Source organism: Actinocorallia aurea, from assembly GCF_054783995.1.
The window spans coordinates 62,509-80,090 of the sequence record NZ_BAAGPQ010000030.1 but is presented as its reverse complement, the minus strand read 5'-3'; the positions used below and the strand labels follow the sequence as shown (position 1 = coordinate 80,090).

Annotated in this window: 25 protein-coding genes; 21 read left to right on the top strand and 4 right to left on the bottom strand. The window is 71.0% G+C overall.

From position 1 onward, the window contains the following. The first annotated feature begins 160 nt into the window (after positions 1–160). Complete coding sequence (locus ACYVOM_RS33955; protein ID WP_460307738.1) at positions 161–1,036, top strand: recombinase family protein; 876 nt, start codon at positions 161–163, stop codon at positions 1,034–1,036. Between the two features lie 230 nt (positions 1,037–1,266). On the opposite strand, the gene ACYVOM_RS33950 is transcribed toward ACYVOM_RS33955, so the two are convergent. From ACYVOM_RS33950 to amcB, 3 genes are all read right to left on the bottom strand, one after another. Beyond that, the gene (locus ACYVOM_RS33950) at positions 1,267–1,716 is read right to left on the bottom strand and encodes a GNAT family N-acetyltransferase (protein WP_460307677.1); all 450 of its coding nucleotides are present in this window, start codon (positions 1,714–1,716) and stop codon (positions 1,267–1,269) included. Between the two features lie 146 nt (positions 1,717–1,862). After that, entirely contained in the window at positions 1,863–2,033 is a 171-nt protein-coding gene (locus tag ACYVOM_RS33945; RefSeq protein WP_460307676.1) for a hypothetical protein, read from the bottom strand. Between the two features lie 16 nt (positions 2,034–2,049). Continuing rightward, the gene (amcB, locus tag ACYVOM_RS33940) at positions 2,050–3,165 is read right to left on the bottom strand and encodes a cyclophane-forming radical SAM peptide maturase AmcB (protein ID WP_460307675.1); all 1,116 of its coding nucleotides are present in this window, start codon (positions 3,163–3,165) and stop codon (positions 2,050–2,052) included. A gap of 186 nt (positions 3,166–3,351) precedes the next feature. On the opposite strand from amcB, the gene ACYVOM_RS33935 reads away from it, so the two are divergent. Beyond that, positions 3,352–4,746 (top strand): hypothetical protein, encoded by a 1,395-nt coding sequence (locus ACYVOM_RS33935; RefSeq protein WP_460307674.1) that lies wholly within the window; start codon positions 3,352–3,354, stop codon positions 4,744–4,746. A gap of 10 nt (positions 4,747–4,756) precedes the next feature. Here ACYVOM_RS33935 and ACYVOM_RS33930 read toward each other — a convergent pair whose 3' ends face one another. Next, the gene (locus ACYVOM_RS33930; protein ID WP_460307673.1) at positions 4,757–5,764 is read right to left on the bottom strand and encodes an NAD-dependent epimerase/dehydratase family protein; all 1,008 of its coding nucleotides are present in this window, start codon (positions 5,762–5,764) and stop codon (positions 4,757–4,759) included. A gap of 66 nt (positions 5,765–5,830) precedes the next feature. Here ACYVOM_RS33930 and ACYVOM_RS33925 point away from each other — a divergent pair, with 66 nt between their 5' ends. The 19 genes from ACYVOM_RS33925 to ACYVOM_RS33835 all read left to right on the top strand — a co-directional run bounded on the left by ACYVOM_RS33925 (position 5,831) and on the right by ACYVOM_RS33835 (position 17,528). Next, positions 5,831–6,442 carry a hypothetical protein gene (locus tag ACYVOM_RS33925; protein WP_460307672.1) on the top strand — a complete coding sequence of 204 codons (612 nt, stop codon included), beginning with the start codon at positions 5,831–5,833 and terminating at the stop codon, positions 6,440–6,442. Between the two features lie 55 nt (positions 6,443–6,497). Beyond that, complete coding sequence (locus ACYVOM_RS33920; protein WP_460307671.1) at positions 6,498–6,809, top strand: hypothetical protein; 312 nt, start codon at positions 6,498–6,500, stop codon at positions 6,807–6,809. 79 nt (positions 6,810–6,888) lie between these two features. Beyond that, complete coding sequence (locus ACYVOM_RS33915; RefSeq protein ID WP_460307670.1) at positions 6,889–7,068, top strand: hypothetical protein; 180 nt, start codon at positions 6,889–6,891, stop codon at positions 7,066–7,068. Positions 7,069–7,082: 14 nt separating this feature from the next. Further along, positions 7,083–7,637: a hypothetical protein gene (locus tag ACYVOM_RS33910; RefSeq protein WP_460307669.1), complete on the top strand. Its 555-nt coding sequence runs from the start codon at positions 7,083–7,085 to the stop codon at positions 7,635–7,637. A 78-nt stretch (positions 7,638–7,715) separates the two neighbouring features. Beyond that, complete coding sequence (locus tag ACYVOM_RS33905) at positions 7,716–8,300, top strand: hypothetical protein (protein WP_460307668.1); 585 nt, start codon at positions 7,716–7,718, stop codon at positions 8,298–8,300. Between the two features lie 50 nt (positions 8,301–8,350). Then, on the top strand, positions 8,351–8,560 hold the full coding sequence (locus tag ACYVOM_RS33900; protein WP_460307667.1) for a hypothetical protein: 210 nt from the start codon (positions 8,351–8,353) through the stop codon (positions 8,558–8,560). Next, positions 8,557–9,477, top strand: coding sequence for a hypothetical protein (locus ACYVOM_RS33895; protein ID WP_460307666.1), 921 nt, complete (start codon positions 8,557–8,559; stop codon positions 9,475–9,477). Before ACYVOM_RS33900 ends, ACYVOM_RS33895 begins: the two co-directional genes overlap by 4 nt. A gap of 72 nt (positions 9,478–9,549) precedes the next feature. Continuing rightward, positions 9,550–10,323, top strand: coding sequence for a hypothetical protein (locus ACYVOM_RS33890; RefSeq protein ID WP_460307665.1), 774 nt, complete (start codon positions 9,550–9,552; stop codon positions 10,321–10,323). Between the two features lie 62 nt (positions 10,324–10,385). Next, on the top strand, positions 10,386–10,901 hold the full coding sequence (locus ACYVOM_RS33885; protein ID WP_460307664.1) for a hypothetical protein: 516 nt from the start codon (positions 10,386–10,388) through the stop codon (positions 10,899–10,901). 191 nt (positions 10,902–11,092) lie between these two features. Beyond that, positions 11,093–11,518 (top strand): DUF6573 family protein, encoded by a 426-nt coding sequence (locus tag ACYVOM_RS33880; RefSeq protein WP_460307663.1) that lies wholly within the window; start codon positions 11,093–11,095, stop codon positions 11,516–11,518. 68 nt (positions 11,519–11,586) lie between these two features. Continuing rightward, on the top strand, positions 11,587–11,988 hold the full coding sequence (locus ACYVOM_RS33875) for a hypothetical protein (RefSeq protein WP_460307662.1): 402 nt from the start codon (positions 11,587–11,589) through the stop codon (positions 11,986–11,988). A 134-nt stretch (positions 11,989–12,122) separates the two neighbouring features. Next, positions 12,123–12,515: a hypothetical protein gene (locus tag ACYVOM_RS33870; RefSeq protein ID WP_460307661.1), complete on the top strand. Its 393-nt coding sequence runs from the start codon at positions 12,123–12,125 to the stop codon at positions 12,513–12,515. Between the two features lie 143 nt (positions 12,516–12,658). After that, positions 12,659–13,060: a hypothetical protein gene (locus tag ACYVOM_RS33865; RefSeq protein WP_460307660.1), complete on the top strand. Its 402-nt coding sequence runs from the start codon at positions 12,659–12,661 to the stop codon at positions 13,058–13,060. An 80-nt stretch (positions 13,061–13,140) separates the two neighbouring features. Continuing rightward, positions 13,141–13,680, top strand: a complete 540-nt coding sequence (locus tag ACYVOM_RS33860) for a hypothetical protein (protein ID WP_460307659.1) — start codon at positions 13,141–13,143, stop codon at positions 13,678–13,680. Positions 13,681–14,289: 609 nt separating this feature from the next. Beyond that, the gene (locus tag ACYVOM_RS33855; protein ID WP_460307658.1) at positions 14,290–14,598 is read left to right on the top strand and encodes a hypothetical protein; all 309 of its coding nucleotides are present in this window, start codon (positions 14,290–14,292) and stop codon (positions 14,596–14,598) included. A gap of 57 nt (positions 14,599–14,655) precedes the next feature. Beyond that, positions 14,656–15,498 carry a hypothetical protein gene (locus ACYVOM_RS33850; protein ID WP_460307657.1) on the top strand — a complete coding sequence of 281 codons (843 nt, stop codon included), beginning with the start codon at positions 14,656–14,658 and terminating at the stop codon, positions 15,496–15,498. 26 nt (positions 15,499–15,524) lie between these two features. Further along, positions 15,525–16,085 (top strand): hypothetical protein, encoded by a 561-nt coding sequence (locus ACYVOM_RS33845; protein WP_460307656.1) that lies wholly within the window; start codon positions 15,525–15,527, stop codon positions 16,083–16,085. Positions 16,086–16,146: 61 nt separating this feature from the next. Then, entirely contained in the window at positions 16,147–16,695 is a 549-nt protein-coding gene (locus ACYVOM_RS33840) for a hypothetical protein (protein ID WP_460307655.1), read from the top strand. Positions 16,696–16,745: 50 nt separating this feature from the next. Continuing rightward, complete coding sequence (locus ACYVOM_RS33835; protein ID WP_460307654.1) at positions 16,746–17,528, top strand: hypothetical protein; 783 nt, start codon at positions 16,746–16,748, stop codon at positions 17,526–17,528. Positions 17,529–17,582: the final 54 nt, after the last annotated feature.

The following is a 17,582-nucleotide window of genomic DNA, read 5'->3' as shown; positions in this document are numbered from 1 at the left end:
GGTGACGTTGGTGACTGTGGGTGGTTCGCAGAAATGACCAGTTCTGCGAGACCCCGGGACGAGCGTTAGGCCGCCGCGTTCCCGCAGGTCGCCGTTCGCAGAATTCCTCTCAGAACCTCCCGGTTCTGCGAGGAGGTTCTGCGAGACTCGCGGCGTGGAGATGACGCCGGAGGAGGCCGCCGCGGCGGTCGAATGCTACGACTGCCCGAACTGCGAAGCGATGGCGCCCTCGCCGTGCCGGACCCGCGGCGGGAAGGTCGCCTCGAAGTACCACACGGCCCGGTTCATCCTCGTGCCCGCGCTCCGCGACCTCCTCGACGTCCCCGTCCCCGCAGGGCGCAGGCCCGGCGCCGCCTGGCAGGCCCGGCCGCCCGTCGCGCCGGCCGAGGTCGCGCCGAGCGCGCCGCCGATCCGCATCGGGTACGCGCGCTGCTCCACCAAGGACCAGGACCTCGAAAGCCAGCTCGTCGCGCTGCGCGCCGCCGGCTGCACGCGCATCTTCGCCGAGAAGATCTCCACCCGGGTGAAGGTGCGGCCCGAGTACGAGTCCGCGCTCGCGCTGTGCCGCGACATCAAATCCGCCGCCCCCGGCCAAGCCGTCGTCTTCACCGTCCACGAGCTCAAACGGCCCGCCCGCAACGCCGCCGAGCTCATGGCCTTCGCCGCCGGCCTGCAAGCCGCCGGGATCCAGCTGGAACTCCTCACCGGCCCCCTCACCGGCATCTACGACCCCGCCGGGCTCGGCGCCATGCTCTTCGCCGTCCTGGCCGTCGCCGCCCAGCTCGACCGCGACTACATCCGAGACAAGACCCTGGAGGGCCAGCAGACCGCCGCGGCCCGTGGCCGCCACGGCGGACGCCCGAAGGTGATCGACGACGACATGCTCACCTTCGCCCAAGCGCTGCGCGACAAAGGTGTTCCCGTCCCCGCCATCGCCGCCAAGCTCACCATCAAGACCGGCAAGAACACCGGTGAGCACCCCTCCGTCGCCTCGGTCTACCGCGCCCTGGCCGACGCCGAGGAACAGACCTCCTAAGACCTGCGCCCCGACCGTCATCGAACCGACGCCGACCCCCGCCCACTACCGCTAATTCCTGTACCGATCCTCCTCGCGGGCCATACGGGCAGTGCTCCGGCACGTAATTCGGATCGACGTCGATCACCGGCCCGCTGTCCATTCGGACACCTTATCGAACGCCTATTCGATCACCTGTTGCGGGTTCCGGTGTATTCGCAGGTCAGCACATCGACAGGAGCCGTGTGGTGTCACCCGATGAGGAACTCCAGGCGGTCGCCTCGCTGGTAGGCGAGGATCCCGCCGAACTTCCCGATCAGGGCCAGCGTCGCCTCGTCGTCGGCGCGGGCCGTCATGGTCGGGGTTGACACCCCCATGCCCGCGGCGATCGGCAGCACCGCATTCATGATCGCCGTCCCGTGTCCGCGGCGGCGCCGCGACGGCCTCACCCGGACCTCCAGGAAGCCGCGCCCGGCGGGCGGCTCGTACAGGAACGCGACACGGCCGAGGTAGGTGTGGCGGCTGTCCGTGGCGGCCTCGCACCACCACCACCATGACTGGCGTGCCTCGATCGACTTGACCGGGTGAGGAGCCCGGCACAAGAGGCTGATGTGCCCGCTGAAGATCTCAGGCTGCTCCAGCTCCCGCACGGACAGGCCGCCCGCGTCGGCCGCCCCGTCGACCTCCTCGTGCTCCCCCATGGCCTCCAAAAAGGACTCACGCATATGCACGCTGGGCGAGGTCAAGAACAACAACGCAGACATGATTCGGAAGCTGGCCTTCTCATCCTGGACGGGGCCCTCTGGACAGCCGAGCCTACCCGGCTGTCCAGAGGGCCCGCTGGGACTCAGGGGTTGCCGTTGGACCAGTTGGACCAGTTGTAGAAGTAGTCCGGCGACAGGCCGGCCTCCTCGATCTGGCCCGCCATCGTGGAGACGAACGCCGCGACGACGGGGGCCGACGACGATTCGAGGAAGCCGAGCGGGTCGGCCTTCGGCTGGGCGGTGGTGGCGGACATGATGCGGTATCCCTTCTCAGGAGACCGTGGCCGCGAGCGCGACCACGGGGGCTTGACGGGTGTTCCGGCAGTGCAGGGTCTCGGTGGAAGTGAAGGAGCCGTTTTCGAACAGCCGGTTGGCCGGCTGGGCGCCCCGGCACATCGACCAGAACGGGCACACCGCCTCGCAGGCGGCCAGGCCGTCCATGAACTCCGCGACGTAGGCGACCTCGTGGGCGCGCGCAAGCATCGCCGGCAGCGGCTCGGCGGTGACAATCCCGACCACGAAGTCGCCGTAGCCGGGGTGGGAGCAGCCGAGGAACTCCGGCGACAGCAGGACGACCTGCCCGTCCCAGGAGACGGCGGGGCCGGGCTCGTGGCGTGCCTCGATCCACACGTTCTTGCGGCCGGTGCGCGCCAGCGCCAGGTAGTCGGCGAGGATCTGGATCTCGCGGACCTTCACTCCGCGGCCGGCCTTCTGGTGTTCGATCGCGGCCTTCCAGAACTCGACGACCGCGGCGTGGTCGACCCCAGGCCGGGAGAGGTTGGCTCCCTCCTTCTCCTCGATGTTGAACCCGACCTGGAAACCGCCGAGCTCGTCGAAGAAGTCGAGCAGCTCCCCGGGCCGCTGGACGGTGTCGGGCGTCACCACGCAGATCGACGTGAACACGATCCCCTCCTCGCGCAGTACGCCGATCCCGCGCATCACCTGGTCGAAGATCGGCCTGCCCGCCCAGTTGACGCGGTTGTGGTTGGCGTCCTGAGGGCCGTCGACGCTGACGCCGACCGACACCTCGTACCGGCGGAACAGGTCGCACCACGCCGCGGTGATCAGGGTCGCGTTCGTCTGGAGCGAATGAATGACCTTCCCCTCCCGGCGCAATTCCTCGAACGGCTCCAGCAGTTGCTCGAACCGGTCCAGGGGCAGCGCGAGGGGTTCGCCCCCGTGCCAGATGACGGTGACGGGGTGGTCGGCGTTCTGCTGCCGGATGCTCGCGGCGACGGCTCGCGCCACCTCCGGCAGCATCCGGTTGTCCTTGTCCCGACCCGGCAGGTAGCAGTACAGGCAGTCGGCGGTGCATCGCGTCGTCGGCTGCATCATGACGTTCGCGAACGTCGGGTTCACGTACTGGTCGTAAAGCTGGCGGCTCATGCTGTCCTCCAAGAGCACAGACGGGATGTTGCGGCCTTGGCCCGAGCATGAGCGCGATCCCCCGACACTGCCGCGCCCTCCACCAGCCGTCTACGACGCCGCCACGTCCTAAGTGCGTCATTCCTCCGTCTTAAAGACGACATCGCCCGCGCGCGATCTACGCTGAGGCCGAAGCTGGAGGTGGATGTGGAGAATCTGCTCAGCCAGTTGGTCCGTGACCGCGGCCTCACCCGCTACGGCCGCTTCAGCCACGCCTACACCCGCACCGGACGCGAACTCGGCCTCGGCACCGTCCACATCGGCCGTCGGCAGTTCGAACGGTGGTTGTCCGGCAGCGTCTCCAGCCTGCCCCGACCGCAGGCCTGCGACATCCTCGAAGCCCTTCTGGGAGCCGACGCCGAAGACCTGTTCCGCCCCGCACCCCAGGCATATGAGCCCGCCCCGGGAGCCCGGCAGAACGGACCCTTCCCGCACGAGGAGCACCCCCTCATAGACAGGCGCCACCCAGACCTGACAGCGCGTCTCGCCGCCGCCGCCGAACTGTCCCGGCACGAGGCCACCCGCGCAGACGACGCCCTGTCCCCCTATGCCGTTGAACAGGCACACCTCGACACCGTCCGCATCGCCCACGACTACATGCTCCGCCCGCCCCTGGATCTCCTCGACGACCTGGACGCCGCCCGCGACCGGACCTACTCGATGCTGGAGACGACCCGCCGCCCCGACCAGATCCGCGACCTCAACTTCTACGCCGGTGTCCTGGCCGGCCTGCTCTCCCAGATCTGCATCGACCTCGGACAGTGGAGGGTCGCCGGAGACCACGCCCTGGCCGCCGTCGCCCACGGCAGCATCATCGGGCACGGCAGCCTCACCGGCTGGGGCCGAAGCATGCAGGCCACCACACACTTCTGGGACCGCCGCCCCAAAGAAGCCCTGACGGCAATGGAAGCCGCCCACCAGCACATCACCACTGGCCCCATGGCCGTGCGCGCGGCGAGCCTCAAAGCCCGAGCCTGGTCCCACAACGGCAACGTCGAGCAGACCCTCACCTCGCTGCGCACCGCCGAAGAACTCGCCTTCAACGGCGGCGACGACGACGACCTGTCGGACGGCATCGGCGGCCTCCTGCGCTGGGACGCCACCCGGCGGGAGATGTGCGCCGCCAGCGCCTGCCTCCAAGTCCTGTGGATCCGCCGCGGCGACCTCGCGCCGACCCGTGCCGAACACCTCGCCGACCAGGCCATCGGTCACGCCCGCCGCGCGCTCGACGCAGCAGACCGCACGAACCCGGGCTCCCGCTCCGCCACCCTGGAAACGTCGATGCGCTTGGACATGGCCACGGCCGCGCTCATCCTCGGAGACCACCAGCGCGCCCGGCATGCTCTCGCGACGGTCGTGGAACTGCCCGTCGAGCACCGCACCTACCCGCTGCTGTACCGGCTCGCCCACGCCCGTGCAGCCCTGTCCGCGCTCCCCAGCGCATGGGCCTCCGAACTCAACGAGGAACTCCGCGGCCTCACCGACCCGGTGACCCCGCTGCCCTCGACCCGCCCGGCCCTGCCCGGCGTCCGCCTGCCCTGACCCCAGACGGTCAGCGCGCGGAAACCGTCTGGGTGTCCCACTCGGCGAGCAGCTCCCGCTCCCACGTCGACGAGATCCCCATCTCCCCGGCACGGTGACTCGCCACCACATCCCCGCCGCCGGTGATCCACGCCCACGTGTCGGCGACGGTGTCGGCCAGAGGACGGCACACCAGGCCCGACGACCAGGCACGCGAGGAGATCCGCCACGTGCCCGGGAAGACCCGCCACAGCGGCAGCCCGGTCCACATCGGCACGTCCCGCTCGACGAGGAAATCGTCCGGCACCCACACAAGCCGAGCGTGGCCTCCCGCAGCGGACGAGCAGGCCTCCAGCAGTTCCCGATACGAGGCATGGCCGAACGGCGCCGTCACGTTGTAGACGCCTTCGAGTCCGGGCATGAGCGCGAACCCCGCCACGTCCCGCACGTCCACGGGCTGGATCTCCCGGCCCGGCTCACCGGGCGCCAGGACACGGCCGCCGCGCTTCATCCTCCCCAGCCACCACGCAAGTCGCCCGATGTACTCGCGCGGCCCCAAGATGACTCCTGGGCGAAGCACAGCCGCGCGCCGGCCGAACACCTCCAGCGCCGCACGCTCACACCCGGCCTTCAACCGCCCGTACCGGTCCCCATAGGTCTCCCCCTGGCGTTCCCCGCCGGCATCGTCATGAGCGCACTCCCTGACCGGGCTGCCCTCATCCAGGGGAACGGTCGGCCACCCGGTGTAGACGTTCACCGTCGACACGAACACGTACCGGCCCGCGCTCCCGACAAGAGCCTGCGCGGAGGACAGAACGTCCCGCGGCACCATCCCGCTGGTATCGACCACGACATCCCACGGGCCCCGCCGAGCAAGCCCGGCGAGGTCTCGCGCATCGGCCCGATCCCCGTGCACCGCCTCGGCCCCGGACACGACCGTGCGCCGCGTGAACGTGGTGACCTCGTGACCCGCGGCACGGGCCTCATCGACAACAGCACGGCCCAAGAACCAGCCGCCTCCCAAGACAAGAACCCGCATGCACCGATCATCACGGCAGCCCGGGGAAGGACACAACACCCTCGTGCTCCGTACGGTCCCGGACCCATGGACGACGAGACCACCCAGCCCGCCCCCGGCCGGCCTCTGAAGCTCCTGGACGACGAAGTACGAGACCGCATTCTCGAAGCCATCTCTCACGGCGCGGCAGCCGTCGACGCATGCGAGTACGCCGGTATCAGCGAATCCACCTATTACGCCTGGGCAGCCCGCGGCAGGGCCGCCCGCGACGAGCTCGATGAGACCGGCACCGCCCCGCCTACCGAGCGGCCATTTCTGGAGTTTCTGGAGTCCCTTACGCGCGCGCACGCGCAAGGCCGTGTGCACGCGGCTGGCCTTCTGCGGAAGCTGATGGACGGCGGCTATGTGGTCAAGACGCGGACGAAGCGGTACCGGGACCCGGCGTCGGGCGACGTAGTGGAGGAGACCGAGGAGGACATCGCTCCCCCGGCGGAGAGGTCGGTGCACTTCTTCTTGGAACGCCGGTCTCCTGAGGTGTTTGGGCGGGGTGCGACGGCGCTGGAGGTGTCGGGTCCGGCGGGGGGTCCGCTGGTGGGCGGGACGGACATGGAGGCGCTTGCGGCGCTGGTTTCGTCGCGTGCCCGGGATGCGGAGGGCGAGGGCGAGGGCGAAACAGTTGAGCCGAATGCCCAAACCTGATATGATTTTCTTGTTCGGGTTTGAGACACCCGGGCCTGACCGGAGGGAACCACCCATGACGATCGTCCTTTCCAGCGACCTGAAGGCCGCCGCCGACGTGCCCGACGTCGCGAAGGCCGTGAACGCCGCGCTCCTGGAGTCCCTCGACACGGACAAGTTCGCGCGCCTCGTCGGGGAGAAGCTCGACAACCGCAGCACGGAGGTCGTCTTCGTCGACGCGCTGGACGACACCGACCCGATCAAGGACGGGATCGGCGTCTCCCTGTCGATCCCGACCCTGTGCGAGCCGGGCCACTGCGCGGACGGCTGCATCATCTCGACCGCCACCCCGACGGTGTACGTCGCGGCCGTCTGGCTCAACGACTGACCCGCCCCTGATCTCCCGCTGGCCGGGGCGTGAGCCCTGAGCCGCCCCGGCCAGCGGGCCCAACCGGCGAGGAATCCCTGTGCCGCCCACCGCTCCCCCGCCCGCCCGAGAACTCGACCTGCGGTGCACCTGCGAGGACGAACCCGCCCCCGACGAGTGGTGCCCCGCGTGCGTGTCGTGCGCGGTGTGCGGCCACCCGGCCGAACTCATCGGCCTCCTGAACGGCGGGCGCGAATGCGCGACCTGCACCGCCCCCTAAACGAAAGCCTGGCCATGACTGACCGCATCACCCCGTTCGCCTCCTCCGGTTGGGTCCTCGACCTCGTTGCCGCCGCTGTGGACCCCCCGGACGGCAAGGGGCAGGACTTCCCCGACGAGGGCGACGCCGCCGCCCTGCGCTCCCTCCTGGCGGAGACCGCCGCCGTGCTGGAGGAGCGGGAGGAAACCCACCCGCTCACCGCCGTGGACGTCCGCCCCCTGTGGGTGGCGGACGGGATCGCGCCGACTCACGTCATGGTGACGGTCCGCATCAACGAGGAAGCGCACCTGCTGTTCGGCCGCGCCGCCCCGATCGCCGTGGCGGACCTGATGCCGCCGATGGAGTGCGACGCCGAGCTGATGCTGTGCCGGGCGTTCATGAGCGTGCTGGGCGCGGCCCTGGGCGGTGTGGAGGCGTACAGCATCCGGCCGGACGAGATGGCGGGGTTCGTCCCGACGTGGCCCGCCGAAGTCGCCGCCTGGGAAGACCAGGCCGTCGCCGCGCTCGACCAGTTCCGCGCGATCGAGGCGCGCCTGCTCCGCTCGATCGCCCGCCCGCTCCCTGCCTGACCAGCCGCTCCAGGGCGCGCGGCGTGGGGCCGCGCGCCCTCCACTCCCCGTACCGACCCCCGCACCAGGAGGCCCCCCATGTACGCATCAGTTGACCGCGTCGTCCCCGTCATCGCCGACGTGCTCAGCCACACGGTGCGGCTGTCCGAGCTGCCCGTGTCGGCCGACCGCATGGGCCCCGTCCTCCTTGAGGCGAACGCCCAGCTTGAGGAGGAGGAGATCTTCCACCCGGTCACGGCCGTTGCGCTCGTGTCGGTCCCGAGCATCGACGTGAGGAGCGCGAAGGTGCGCGCCATCGTGGAAGTGCCGATAGTCGGCCTGTCCCTGTGCTCCCTGCCCGCCGCCCCGGAGGATCTCGTCCCGGAGTTCGCCCCGGACACCTACGAGGGAGCGGCGACCTACCTGGTTCGCGCCGCCCTGCGTATCGCCCTCACCGCCGTCCGCGATGTGACGCTGCGCAACCTCGCCGACGACGCCTGCACCGAGGCGGAGGAGTGGCAGGAGAGCGCCCGCAAAGCCATCAACGAGCAGGCGATCCACCTCGACCCGTTCACCGGGATGGCGGCCTGCCAGGCGTGCGGGCACACGCTCGCCGACCGCGTCGCCCCGTACAAGACCATCGCCGACCTTCGCAGCCTCCTGGCTATGCACACCTGCCGGTAACCCGAACCGCCGCCCGGCCCCTCCCGCAGAACGGAGAAACCCTGGTGAACATGCCCACCGAACGGTGCCTGGGTCTGCCGCCCGCCCTTACCGGCCTCTTCGAGGCGATCGAGCTGCGCGCCTCGAAGGACACGGTCAAGACCGACCTGGAGGTCACGTGCCGCCGGTGCGACGCCGAAGACCGCGACACCTTGCTCGTCCTCGTTCACACCGCCCTCGCTCACACATGCCCTCCCCCTGAAAGCGAGCCCGCCCAATGACCAGCGACCCGCGACTGATCGACGTCCCGCTCAAGGACTGCGCCGCTCGCCTGATCGTCGGCCACGACCTCAAGGTGAGCGACCCGCGCGCGATCGCCGACGCCCGCATCCTTAACCCGCCCGGCCCCCACCGCGCCGCCGCAATCGCTGAGACGGCTGAAAAGCTGCTCCTGGACGACGGCGACGCCCTGGACATCCGGACGGGCGCGCTGGCGGTCTGGGAGCGGATCCTGGGCGCGAGGCTCGCATGCGCCGAGGTGACCGAGTTCCGGGTGCGCACCCTCCTGGACGGCACCGACACGGCTTATGCGGCGCTGTGGCTCATCGCCGATGCCTTCCTCCAGCACACCGGCGGCCGCCCCAGCTTCATCCTGAACCCGTTCACCCGGGCGGGTCTGCGCCGCTTCCCCTCCCACGGCCCCACGTTCGCCCTGTCGGACTGGGTGACCATCGACGACCGCGACGGCGACGAACCCCGGCACCTGCGCGAGGTCACCACCAAGGGCATGACACAGTTCGGGCTCCCCGAGATCGCCGCGTCCTGCCCGCCCGGCGGGGAGCACGCGATCGGCAACGCCGTCCGCGCGTACGCCTTCCACCTGTGGTCTGTGGCACGCGGCAACGAACCACACCGGGTGCGGCTGTTCGACGAGCCGACCCTGATGCCGTCCGACCTGTGGATGTTCTGGGGCACCACCGCGCCGGGCGCCGCCGAGCCGACGGTCGCTGCGGTCGGCTTCGACGGCGAGACGCTCCGGCTCCGGCCGGTCGGCGACCCCGGCATCACCACCCATGTCCGGATCGGTAGCCGCACCCTCACGAACGTCTGTGAACGCGTCGTCCTGCACGAGCGGTGGCTGCGCGACATCGAAGGCTCCTTCCCGCCCCTCGCGAGGCCGTACACGACCCGCCGCTGACCCCTCCCGCCCCGTGCGGCCCTGCCGGGGCCGCACGGGCCCTGCCAGCCACACACAGACAGGAAACGACCAGTGTTCACCCTCGACCTTCCCGAACGGTGCACGGCCCGCCTCATCGTCGGCCACCACCTGGCCATCAGCACTGCGGCGCTCGGCGTCGACACCGTGCACGTCGAGACCACGCCCGCGCAGGAGTGGGCTCTTCGCAACGACCGGCCGACCATCCCGTGGGGGACGTACGTCACCGAACTTCGCCTGGACGCCGATGCCGCCCACGCTCCCGACGCCCTCAGCGCGTTGTGGCTCCTCGCCGACGAGTTCCGCGAGAAGGCGGCCGCGCCCCTCCACGCACTCACCAATCCCGACACCGGAGCCGAACCCGGCCGCTTCCCCGACCGCGGCGCCGGTTTCGCACTGGCCGACTGGGTGTCGGTCACCGCCGACACCGACGCCGGCCAGGTCTCCACCACGGGGATGGAGGTGCTCGGCCTGCCGAACATCCGAGCCTTCTACCCCGACCGGGGGGAGCTGCCCATCGGCAACCTGGTGCGCGCCTACGCATGGGGGCTGTGGGCCCTGTCGCGCGGTGCCCGCCGCGAGGAGGTCACGCCGATGCCCGTCAACGACATCGAGTTCCTCGGGCCGCGCGGCCTGTGGCAGTTCTGGGGAGCCACCCCCTACACGGACAACGGCGCGACCGTCGGCCTCACGGCCGGCCTCACAGCTGGCAGTGAGGCCGGGCACATCGAGCTGTTCCCGTACGGCCTGAACTCCTACGAGGTGTGGGCCGACCGCATCAACAGGGCGTTCCCGCCCCTCCTGCGCCCCTACACGGCCCGCGACTAAACGATCAGCCCGGCGGCCCCGCGCGGACTGCCGGGGCCTCTCAAGGAATCTGGGAGCCTCCCATGAACCGCACCGCCGCCCAGACCCGCCATGCCGCCGCCGTAGCGGGCACGGGCCAAATCTCCCTACCCGTCGAGGGCGCCGGACTGCCGGTGCTGTGGTCGACAGACTGGAGGACCGCCCGCACCCGATACGACCTGACCGGCGGCCGCGCCGACGGCGCCGTACTGCTGTCCCTCGACCGCGCCATGCCGGCCGACGCGACCCGGCCGGCCTCCGCCTACGTCACGTTCGGCGTTCCGGAGTTCCGCGGCCGCCGCCGCGGCTTCCGCCACCAGCCCCACTTCCATGGCTGCACCGCCCACGGGTCCGCCCTGGTCGACCTCGCCCAGCCCGACACCCTCGCCGCCCGGCTCGCCACCATCGCCCACTGGCCGAACCGCCCCGACGCCGCGGCGCTCGCCATCGCCACCGTGCGCGCCCTGCTCGCGCACTGGCGCAGCCGCTCGGACATGGCCGACCTCATCACCGCGCACCGCGCGGCCACCGCGGCCGCCGAGAACGCGCCCCGACGCTGACGCCCGGAATCGGCATGGGCCGAGGGGACGGTCAGATTGGGGCGCTGGGACTATCCGGCGGGAATTGAACGCTAAGCCCTTCCGCCGCAGATTGCCCTCTCCATCCGCGACCTGCATAGACACCGATGCCCAAATCCGATATGATAATTCTGTTCGGGTTTGAGACATCCGGGCCTGACAGGGAGGAACCCATGGACATCTTCGACGGTGCCGAGATCATCGACGTGTACTCGTTCGCCCAGGCGGTCGAGGACGGTCATTACCGGCTCGCCGACCCGGGCGAGTCGCGCGCGGCCCGCTGGAAGGTCCCCGTCTACTTGTCGGCCGACGCCTACGCCCGCTACGTCTCCTGGACCGAGGCGGACGCGCAGCGGACCGGCATGTACCAGGACGAGTCCGGCCGCCTGTGGGACCTCCTGTGGATGTCGAACCGGGCAGCCGCCCGCGCGGCCCGCGCCCCGGAGCACACCGTCACCTTCCCGGTCTACGTCGTCCTGACCGACGCCGAGCCCGGCCCTGACGGCGTCGAGGCCGAAGAGGTCCGCCCGTACCTCTGCCTCGGACAGGACGATGACGGCAACCCGATCGCGAAGATCTTCACTGTCGCCGACGCCTGACGGCTCCTGCCCGCCGCCCCGGCCCGCGCCGGGGCGGCTCGATCCACCCGACACCAGGAGGAACCGTCTTGAACATCATCCGCGTGCCCTACTCGTTCGCCGCCGACGTCGCGCACGGCCGCTACGTCCTCGCCGACCCGGAAGAGTCCCGCCTGGCCCGGTGGCAAGTGCCCGTCTACCTGTCGGCCGCCGCCCACTCCAGCTACGTCGCCTGGAGCCCGGACGACTTCGCCGAGACCGGCGCGTTCCTCGACGAGCCCGGCCGCCTGTGGGAGCTGCTGAAGGCCGCGCACACCGCCCTCGACGCCGCCGAGAAGGCCCAGGGCGGCGCGGCCCCGTTCGCCCTCGACGTCGTCCTTCCCGGAGGCGGGTACGGGTACGGCCCGACCCGCCTGACGGCGTACCTGTGCCGGACCCGCGATGACGAGGGCGCGCCGATCGCGAAGGTGTTCACCGCCGCCGACTGGTGACCCCGCGCCCATCTGAGGCCGCCCCGGGGATCGGGGCGGCCTGTTCTCCCGCGCCCATAGACACAGGTGCCCAAACACGATATGGTTTTTCTGTTCGGGTTTGAGACACCCGGGCCTGACAGGGAGGAACCCCCATGCTGAACACCCCCGCCACCATCACCGCCACCGGTGCCCTCTTCCGCCCGGTCGACGTCGCTCTGTCGGTCGCCGCCGCGTTCCCCGGCAAGGTCGCGATCTCCCCCGCCGCCTACGCCCGTCACGTCGCCTGGACCGCCGCCGACACCGCCCGCACCGAAAGCCACCAGGACGCCGAGCAGCGCCTGTGGTCGCTCCTGGTGGAGGCCCGCATGGCCTACGACCAGGCCGTGAAGCACAGCATCGCGGGCTTCAAGATGCCGTCCGTCGACCCCCAGGGCGTTCGCAACTCCGTCGGCGAGGTCGTCCCCGCCGAGCAGGTCCTGTTCCTGGAGGCCGACACCGACGCCGACGGCCGCCCCGTCTTCCGGATCTCCACCCCCGACGACTGACCCACCGCCGCCCCACCGGCCGCCCCGCAGGAGTGCGGGGCGGCCGGTGGGGTTTTCCCATGCCCATAGACACAGATGCCCATACCTGATATGGTTTTTCTGTTCGGGTTTGAGACACCCGGGCTCGACAGGGAGGGAACCCCATGCAGAACGCCGCCGCCATCACCGGCACCGTCTACCAGCCCGCCGACCCGGCCAAGGTTGCGGAGGCGCGCTTCCCCGGCCCCGTCCTCATCTCCTCCACCGTCCACAAGCGCTACATCGCTTGGACCGACGCCGACAGCGACCGCACCGGCGTCTACCAGGAGCCCGGCGGCCGCATGTGGGACGTGCTGTGCAGCGCGCGCGGAGTCCTGGAGCTGGCGCAGGCCGACCCGGACCACATCGCCTACTTCTCCCTGCTCACCTACGAGCGCGGCGACCACCGGGACCGCGACGCCCGCACCTGCCAGGTGGAGCACGAGCTGTACCTGGAGATCGACACCGACGCCGACGGCGGCCCCTCCTTCCGCATCGTCACCCTCTTCGAGGACCTGGACGACTGACCACCGCACCCGCGCGGCCGCCCCACCCACACGGGGCGGCCTCCCCCTTGCCCTGCCTCTTTTCCCGGAGGGAACCCTCTTTGAAGCCCGCCACCTCGCACGGCGACTACCTGCACTTCGTCGCCGCCTACCTCACCCTCACGTTCGGGCCCGTCGGCGTCGACGAGGACAACGGCGACGGCCAGGCCCTCATCGTCCTCGACGACGGGCACGCCGTCCTATGGGACCGCGACACCGGCTGGAAGCTCGCCGGGATCGCCACCGCGCCCCTGTGCGACGGCCGCATCGTCCCGCACCCCGCCGTCGTGGCCGGTGCCGTCGCCGCCGCCCTGCGGCCCGAACTGCTCGACGTCGACGCCGCCCTCAACTCCTGGCATCCCCGCCAGCCCGCGCACGGCGTCGACGCCGACGAGTTCGCCGCCAAGCTCCTGCACGACCAGTGCGAGGACCTGGGGTACTTCGACATCTGGGAGGCCGCCGACGGCCAGGTGGCGCCCGGACTCGACGAGGCGACCCGCGACGAGTTCGCCGACTCCATGGTCGACCACGTCCGGGGGTCGGTCGTGGTGGTCGCGCCCGAGCCCGGACGCCCCTACCTGTGGACCATCACCCGCGACTGACCCCTTCGGAGTGGCATCCGAAAACGGCGGTGCCGCCCTGGGAAGCAGCCCGGGGCGGCACCTGGGGTCCCTGCGGACGGCTTTGGACGCAAAGGCCAGCGCGCTGGTGAGGTCGCTCGGTCCCGGCCGGCCTCACCCCTGGAGCCCTCGTGCACGAGCAGCCCGTCTTCCCGCGCCCCGTCCTCGACGCGTTCGGCGTCCCGGTGCTCCCGCGGCTCATCCCGCACCCGCCGGCGTGGGCGTCCCTGTTCGTGGCGAGGCAGCGCCGGCCTGCCCCCGCCGGGATGGTCGGCCTCCTGGCCGCGATGCGCGCCGCCGAGGGAGTGGTGCCGCGGTTCCGGCTGCGGGTGGAGTGCGAAGACGGACTGCGGCCGGTCCTGAGGGAGCAGGTGGTGACGGTGCACGGGCAGGGCTGGGCCCGGTGGGAGCGGTCGTTCCCGCTGCGGGTGGCCCCGTGGGTGTGGGTCGGCGGGTGGTGGGGCGGGCAGTGGCCGCCACTGCCCGCGGCGTGGCCGGTGGAATGCGGTTTTCCTCCCCCACAATGTGCCCATTTATGATATGATTTTTCTGTTCGGGTTTGAGACACCCGGGCGGACAGGAGGAACACCCATGCAGCCCCAGATCGCCTTCCGGCTCCACCGCAACCACGGCCCCATGAACGCCATCGCGTTCCTGGCGTGGCTCGCGCTCACCGCCCAGCACGGCGACACCGCCGAGTACCGGCGCACAGACCGCTCCCGCTGGTGCCCCCTCACCGTGCGCGCCTACGACCCGGAGACCCTCGACACCGGTTCCGGCCCCTACCGGATCGCCACGACCGGCGACGACCACACCTGGCGCGCCCTCCAGGCCGACCTGAAGGGCCTGCCGTTCGGCGAGGAGTTCCACACGATCTCCTCCCCCGTCTTCCGCCCCTGATGAGCACGGCCGCCGGGGCACTACACCCGGCGGCCGCCCCCTTCCCGGAGTACCCGCGTGTCTGAGCTGCTTGCCCCCGCCCCCGAAGGCCTCTTCGCCCCCCTCGCCCCGTCTCTCCCCGCCCCGTCGGCCGCGCCCGCCCTGCCCGTCCCCGCGTTCCCCGGCGGCCCCGACACACACCTCGCCCACCTGCGCGCCCACATCAAGACCACCGGCGTCCCCCTGTACTTCGCGCCGCCCACGACCGAGGTCGTTCGCGAGCAGATCCGCGCCGGGACGCTGGGCGCGATCCTCACCCCCGCCCAGGGCAACCTGATCGAACCGGGCTGGTGGCACATCATCGACAACGGCTGCTTTCAGCAGGGCGACGGCTACCCCGGAGACACCGCCTACCTGCGCATGCTGGAGAAGCTGCGGCCCTTTCAGCAGTGGTGCGTGCTGGTGAACCTGCCCGACGTCGTCGGCAACCACTGGGCCACCCTGGAGCGCTCGTACCCGATGCTCCCCCGCGTCCAGGAACTCGGCTACCCCGCGTCCTTCGTCCTCCAGGACGGCGAGGAGATGGGCTACCCGTCCTGGCACCCCTGGGACGAAGGGTGGGACGCGTTCTTCATCGGCGGCACCGACCGCTACAAGCTCGCCGACCACACCGCCTCCCTCGCCCGCCTCGCATCCTCGCTCGGCCTGTGGGTCCACATGGGCCGCGTCAACAGCGGCGGCCGCCTCACCTACGCCGCCCGCCAGTGCTGGGCCCACTCCGCCGACGGGACCCGCATCCTGCGCCAGCCCACCGAGATGACCGCCGAAGCACTCCGCTGGCGCGCCCGCCTCGCCGCCGACCCGAACCGGTTCACCCCCGCCCCCGACGGCCCCGAGATCGACCAACCCGACCTGTTCTGACCGACCCCACCCGGAAGGACCCCCCGATGACGCACACCGTTTCCCTGGGCAAGAACGACGCTGAAGACCTCGCGTCCGGCGCACTCGACACCGCTGGCCAGTGGACCGCCGTGGAACGCGCCCGCCTCGACGACGCGGACGGCGACCTCTGGCGGCTCGTCATCCGCGACGACACCACCGGCCGCTTCTACGCCGCCCCCTACCGGTTCGCCGCCCACCGCGCCTTCATGGTCGCCGACGGCCGCAACGTGCTGTTCGGCGAGATGGCCGCCCGCGCAAAGGTCATCACCGAATACGTGCCCCTCCCCGAAGGCGGCACCTACCCGCGCGGCCGCGACGTCTCCCGCGTCCTCACCGAGGTCCGCACCGTCCACTCCCGCGCCGAAAACGCGCTGAGGCGGTTCGACTTCACCGGAGCGACCGAGTGGCAGCCGCTCCCCGGCAACCCGAAACGGCCCAACCTCGACGAGCCCATGGTCGCGGACGCCGACGGGCCCGCGATCGGCGAGGCCCTGCGCGGCGTCGTAGCCCTGCTCGACCCGTGGCGCAAGACCGGCAGCACCCTCCGCCGCACCCCGAACGCCTGACCCACCCGAACGCCGGGACGGCCCCGCGCCGTCCCGGCCCCACCCGCTCATGGAGAAGCCCATGCCCGGCACCATCACCGTGACCGTGCGAGACCGCTCCGCCGAATCCCCCTGGGGCGTCGGCCGCACCAACCCCGTCGTGCGGCCCATCGTCATCAGCGCCCTGTGCCCGCCCTGCGGCGGGCCGCGCGGACAGCGCCGCACTCTCCGGCAGCACGAAGACGGCGTGACCTTCTACGTGGACACGTGGACGAACCCGTGCGGCCACGTCGACCTCTACGAGGCCGTCGTGCGGGAGGCCGCGCGGATCATCCGCAGGACGCGCCGGTCCGGCGTGCTCCCGTACCTGTGGGCGAGCGAGCCGGACGCGGTCACGCGGCACGCGCTCAAGTTCCCGCCGAGCGGCTGCCAGCACTGCGCGCTCGGCGAGCGCTTCCACTTCACCAGCTACACCGGCACCGACGGCCCCCACGTCTACACGGCCCCGACGTCGGCCCAGATCAAGGAACGGATGCTGGCCCGCCGCGCCGCCCGCCCTGACTCCACAACTACCGGGCAGGAACCGCACCCCATGACCAAGCAGCACTCCACCGACGCCGACCGCGCCTGACCCTCCACCCGGCTGCCGGGCCCGGCAGCGTCCTCACAGAAAGAGCGATCATGACCGCTGAACTCAACACCCACTACGTCCTCACCGACGGCACCCGTTTCTTCTACTACCTGTCCGGACTGGGCATCTACGGAGGCGCGTTCCCCTGCGCGGACGGCACGCCCCTCGCCCGCACCAACGTGAACGGGTGGTGGGCGAGCGACCACGAAGCCGAGAAGCTGGAGATCCACCGGCCGATCACGTCTAAGGCCACCGGCTACGTACTGAAGAACCCCAACGCCCAATCCGAGGAATACCCGGCCACCATCAGCGTCGACGACTACGAGGCCGCGTTCGACCGCGACGACCCCATCGTCCCAAACCTGTACGAGGCCGTCACGGAGGAAGTGCCCGGCGAGGTCGAGCTGATCGAGGGGACCTTCGTCCGGCTCGACGGCGCGCCCCCAGCCGACGACGGCCGCGAGTGGAGGGCGTCCCTGCCGAACGCCCTGTGGAACCTGCCTCAGTACGAGCACCTGTTCCCCGGCTGGCTCCGTGGCTTCCACAAGCACGTCTTCAAGCTCGCCGAAGCCCACCCCCGCATCAAGCGGATCAGCCAGTTCGACGGCCCCAACGCCCGCGTCTGGGCGAACGACGGCCACTCCTCGATGTTCATGATGAGCGTCCCTGATCAGATCGGCGCGGACAACCGCGCGGTGGCCGCCGCCGAGTGGGACGCGCTGTCGGGCCGCGTCGTCGCCTGGTTCGACGAGATCGCGGTGGACTACTGCACCTCCTGCAACGGCCACGGAAAGATCGTCACGGGAGGCACGTTCGACGCGTTCGCCCAGTAGCGCCCGCAGCCACCACCCGCCGCCGGGCGACCCGCCCGGCGGCACCCTCCCTAG